The sequence below is a fragment of the Vibrio sp. V23_P3S9T160 genome, assembly GCF_963886625.1.
Classification (GTDB): domain Bacteria; phylum Pseudomonadota; class Gammaproteobacteria; order Enterobacterales; family Vibrionaceae; genus Vibrio; species Vibrio anguillarum.
The window spans coordinates 1-4,355 of the sequence record NZ_CAWPDB010000057.1 but is presented as its reverse complement, the minus strand read 5'-3'; the positions used below and the strand labels follow the sequence as shown (position 1 = coordinate 4,355).

The window sequence follows — 4,355 nt, the reverse complement described above, 5'->3', positions numbered from 1 at the left end:
CTGTATCGTTATGATCTAATGTATGCTGAGGAATAACTAAATCTGGAAACTTTAAACTGCGAATTATTTCAATTCTTTCTTCGAATGGTACTGCTGGTGGTTTTTTATAGCTACATACAAGTTCATCAGTACTAACACCAACAATAAGAGTACTCCCTAGCCCTCTTCCATACTGAATCATTTTTAAATGATTACTATGGAAAAGGTCAAATGTTCCTGATACATATACAATTTTATCTTTCATAGATTATCCTTCAATTCCATTTTAATTAATATTCGAATAGGTGTAATTATAATAGCCATAACTACTCGACGCTTTCTTCTCTACTGCATTAAAGATCACACCTTTCACTTCAATACCTGCTTGTTCAAAACGGTTTCTGGCGACATCAATCTCTTTGGCGGTATTTAGGCCAAAGCGTGCCACCATTAACGTTGTACCAGCATGGGCACCCACAATGCTTGGGTCAGTCACCGCAAGTACTGGCGGGGTATCAATAATCACTAGGTCATAATTTTGTGAAGCCCACTCAACCAAAGCTTTAAAACGTTGGTGCATAAGCAGTTCTGAAGGGTTGGGTGGCACTTGGCCGCGCGTCATAATGTCTAAGTTATCTACTTGGGTGGTTTTGATCGCTTGCGCGTAATCAATTTTGCCACTGAGCAGGTCTGAAAGGCCATTTTCCCAGGTTACGCCGAAAGGTTGTTGTAAGTAGCCTTTGCGCATGTCGGCATCAATCAGCAACACTTTTTGCCCAGTTTTGGCTACAACCGCAGCAAAGTTGGTGGAAACAAACGATTTACCAATGCCCGGCGCAGGGCCAGAAATCATCACTACGTTATTTTTGGCTTCCAACATCGCAAAGTGCAAACTGGTCCGCAGGCCGCGTAGCGCTTCAATGGAAAGGTCCGCCGGGTTACTTTCCGCCAGCAGCATCATCTCTTGCAGGGATTTACGCTTTTTATTGATTTTTTCTGCCAATTCCAACTGCAGAATCGACTTAGGTACACTGGCGTAAACCGAAAGGCCAAGCTGTTCAATATCGTCTGGGTTTTCTACGCCGCGGTGCAGCGCCGCTTTCACCAATACCCCGCCAATGCTGAGCATGCCGCCAAGCAAGGTCGCGAGTACAACAAGCAGTGGTTTTTTCGGTTTCACAGCTTTTGCGTAGGTAGCTGCGCTGTCTAAAATGCGCACATTGCCGACCGTTCCGGCTTTAATGATGTTCAGCTCTTGCACTTTGTTCAGCAATTGGATGTAAATTTGCTGGTTTACTTGTACGTCACGCGTCATGCGTAAAATTTCGCGCTGGGTTTTAGGCAGCTTTTGTACTTGCTGATTTAAGCGCTCTTTTTCACCAAGCAAGACTTGGCGTTTATCCAATAGTGATTTGTACGCTGGGTGGTCAGTGGTGAAACGCTGGCTCACTTCACTTTCTTTAAACGTGAGTTCGTTAAGCTGCGCTTCTAGCTTCACCATCACTTCTAAGGTGGATTTCGCTTCTAAGCTTAAATCAATCGAATCATTGGCTTGGCGGTAGCGGTTTAATACATCTTCCGCGCTGTCTAATTCGGTTTTAATGGTTGGCAGGTGGCCTTTTAAGAAAGCTAAACTTTTTTCCGCTTCTGCCGAATTGCGCTGCACGTTCTGCAAAAAATAGTTTTGGCTTATGTCATCCAAAATGGCTTGAATTTGGTTAGAGTTTTCGCCGGTAAAAGAGAGTTCAACAATGCCAGTTTGTTTACCGCGTTCAGTCACTGATAAGTTATCTTTCAGCCATTTAATCGCATCTAACTCGCTTTGTTTGCTGATGTTAAATGCAAAATCGCTATTAGCATCTAAATCGGTGACGAACAGTTGGTAATCATCACTTTTTGCCAGTTCACCTACTTTACCACTGAGCATTACGCGGCCATCTTCACGCACTAACTGGTAGGTTTTTTGTTCTGCATCCTGCACCACTATTTGGTGGCCCGTTTGCCATGCATAACTTGGTAATTCAAAGCGGCTGACTTGAATGCGGTTTATTTGCCCGCGAAGGCGCGCAATGCCTTTACCAATAACGGGAAAGTAATCCGGCTCAACTAAGGTTGTTAGGTTAAATTTATGAACAGTGTCGCCTAAAATCATCCGTGATTTGATGATTTCAATTTCAGTGGTGGCGGATGATTCAGAAGAGAAGAGATCGCTCATTTCCCCGCCGACTAATGATGAAATGCCGCCAGAGCCTTTTTGTTCGATTTGAATCAAAGCATCGGCTTTGTATATCGGTGTTGAGAGCAAGGCAAAGGCAATGCCAAAGATAGCAAAGAAAGTGGTCGTCGCGAGAATGATCCATTTGCCATCCAGCAGAAGGCCAAACAATTTACCGAGATCGATTTCGTCAGAAGTGGTGTCGACGCGTTGTTTAATCTGTTGTGCTGTCATTGTGTTTAAAGTCCTAACGGCCTGTTTTGGCTTATGGTGATTACAGCTTTTTGGCCCAAGCTTGCGCGGCTTGGTCAATTAACTGGTAGGCATGGTCAAATGCTTCTTTGCTTTGGCGATATGGGTCTGGGATGTCTTGCTGGCCTATCCATTGCCCAAATAGCATGGCTTTGCCGCGTGCTTCAGGGGCTATCTCACTTAATGCACTAATGTGCCCCTTTTCCATCACGAGAATTAAATCATACTGGCTGCAAAGCGCTGATGTGAGCTGCTGCGATGCATGACCAGCTAAATCAATGCCATGTTCTGCAGCAACTTGGCTGGCCATGGTATCGGCGGGTTTGCCCTCAAGATGGCTTTTGGCGCTAGCAATGCCAGCCGAAGCCACTTCTTTATTCGGCAATAGCTTTTGTAATACTCGCTCGCCTGTTGGTGAACGGCAGATGTTACCGACACACACCACTAATATTTTAGAAAACACGTTTTTTCTCTTATTTACTGTTCAGTTATGGCCAATTTTTCACCCGTAACGCACCTTCAGACAGCTCATTAAAGCCGTTGATGGTTGGCAACAATTGCCTGATCAAACGGTTCCAGCGCCCAACGGGCGTGGTGGTGACATACACCACATCATAAGGTTGCAGTTCAAACTCTGTGCCCATGACTAACGCCGTCGCATCTTGCATATTGAGCTGGTAAATATTGGCGATAGGGTCATCTTGGTTGGGCGCTGCGTGGCTTAACACGGCTTGCTGTTGTTGCGCGCCGCGAATCACAAAAATACCCGTGGCATCGGCTTCGTATTCATTAATGCCGCCGACTGTGCTCAAGGCTTCGGTCAGGCTCATACCTGTACGGTCAATTTTCAGCATTTGTGGCTGTTTGACTTCGCCCATCACAAACACTTTTTGCCCGTCGTTACGTGGCACATGTACGATATCGCTATCGCGCAGTAAGCGGTTTTGCGTTAAATCGCCTTTCTGGATCAAAGCATAAAGAGAAAGAAGTTCCTCTTTACCATTACGAGTCAGCGTCACATTGCGCCAATCTGCATCCGTGGTAATACCACCAGCACGGTTAATGGCATCTAATAATGTTAAGGGAATATTTGAGATGGCTTGCTGACCCGGCGTTTTAACTTCACCAGTAATGTAGGATTTTTGCGAGCGAAAAGAAGCGACGTTGACATCGACCTGAGGCGATTCAATGTACTTAGCTAACTTTTCTGAAATCACTTGGCGGATTTCCGTTACGGTTTTGTCAGCCACACTCACTTCACCAATGTAAGGGTAAAAGATGGTGCCATCCGCATGGACCCAGTTACCCGCTTCTGCCGAACTGCGGTATGAACCGGCAGGAATGGTTAGCTCTGGGTGATCCCAGATGGTGATATTAAGCACATCACCAGGGCCGATATAATATTCGTAGCGAGCAATTTCTTGTTCTAACGGAGCATTGGGTTGAGTAATAGGCTGATTTTTATATTTTTTCAGCTCTTTAATAAAAGCAGGAGTAAGGGGGTAGACATTCACTTGAGAAGATAAGGATTCGTTGCTTTCTGCTTCCCATGCGGCATTTTTTTCGCCTGTAGGTAGGTGTGAACCCGGAATGGTGCACCCCGTTAAAACTACTGAGGCGATAATCAAAGGCAAATACTTTTTTGACACGCGAACGTTCCTGCTATTTCAATCACAGTCATGACCAAGGTGCTTATATGAAGCCAAGGCACATGAGTAATGTGTTTATATATCAATGTGCTAGAAGTCATAAATAAAAACTTGCTGGCACGCTACCGCCCTAGGGTGCTCCCTATGACGGTGTTAAATACGTTTAAGCCGATGATAATTGAAAATAGGTTATTCATTAAAATGCAGCACAGCACCCACTAATCAGACTTTCAAATTACAATATAGTCAATAAAGGAGTA

4 protein-coding genes are annotated in these 4,355 nt (G+C 44.8%); all 4 read right to left on the bottom strand.

The window, feature by feature from the left end:
• Positions 1 to 244, bottom strand: a 244-nt coding sequence (locus AACU59_RS03475; protein ID WP_161437540.1) for an adenylyltransferase/cytidyltransferase family protein, incomplete at its 3' end; no start/stop codon positions are given.
• Between the two features lie 21 nt (positions 245 to 265).
• Complete coding sequence (locus AACU59_RS03470; protein ID WP_094145206.1) at positions 266 to 2,428, bottom strand: polysaccharide biosynthesis tyrosine autokinase; 2,163 nt, start codon at positions 2,426 to 2,428, stop codon at positions 266 to 268.
• 40 nt (positions 2,429 to 2,468) lie between these two features.
• Entirely contained in the window at positions 2,469 to 2,909 is a 441-nt protein-coding gene (locus AACU59_RS03465; RefSeq protein ID WP_017045428.1) for an arsenate reductase/protein-tyrosine-phosphatase family protein, read from the bottom strand.
• A gap of 25 nt (positions 2,910 to 2,934) precedes the next feature.
• Positions 2,935 to 4,095: a polysaccharide export protein gene (locus AACU59_RS03460; RefSeq protein WP_017044357.1), complete on the bottom strand. Its 1,161-nt coding sequence runs from the start codon at positions 4,093 to 4,095 to the stop codon at positions 2,935 to 2,937.
• Positions 4,096 to 4,355: the final 260 nt, after the last annotated feature.

Bases quoted from the DNA above. Each gene is read 5' to 3' on its own strand.
- AACU59_RS03470 (WP_094145206.1), bottom strand. From the start codon at position 2,428: ATGACAGCACAACAGATTAAACAACGCGTCGACACCACTTCTGACGAA.